The organism is Halomonas sp. ND22Bw (assembly GCF_003011945.1).
GTDB classification, from domain to species: domain Bacteria; phylum Pseudomonadota; class Gammaproteobacteria; order Pseudomonadales; family Halomonadaceae; genus Halomonas; species Halomonas halophila.
The window spans coordinates 1-302 of sequence record NZ_PXWD01000558.1; the positions used below are offsets into that span (position 1 = coordinate 1).

General features: G+C 69.5%; 1 protein-coding gene. It reads left to right on the forward strand.

Annotated elements, in window-relative coordinates; all coding sequences use genetic code 11:
• On the forward strand, positions 1-302 hold a 302-nt coding region (locus CVH10_RS19370), incomplete at both ends, for an NTP transferase domain-containing protein (RefSeq protein WP_181244526.1).

Genomic DNA, 302 nt, shown 5'->3' on the forward strand with positions numbered 1-302 from the left:
CCGCCGGCATGGGCACCCGCATGCGCCCCCTGACCGACGACCGGCCCAAGGCCCTGGTCGAGGTGCAGGGCCGCGCCCTGATCGACCATGTGCTGGACCGACTGGCGGACGCCGGGGTCGAAAAGGCGGTGGTCAATGTCCACTGGTTCGCCGACCGGCTGGAGGCGCATCTAGCGGCGCGGGGACGCGGACCCGAAATCGTAATCTCCGACGAACGCGCCGAACTTCTGGAGACCGGCGGCGGGCTGAGGAAGGCCCATTCCCTGCTGGGCGACGACCCGGTCTTCGTGGCCAATATCGAC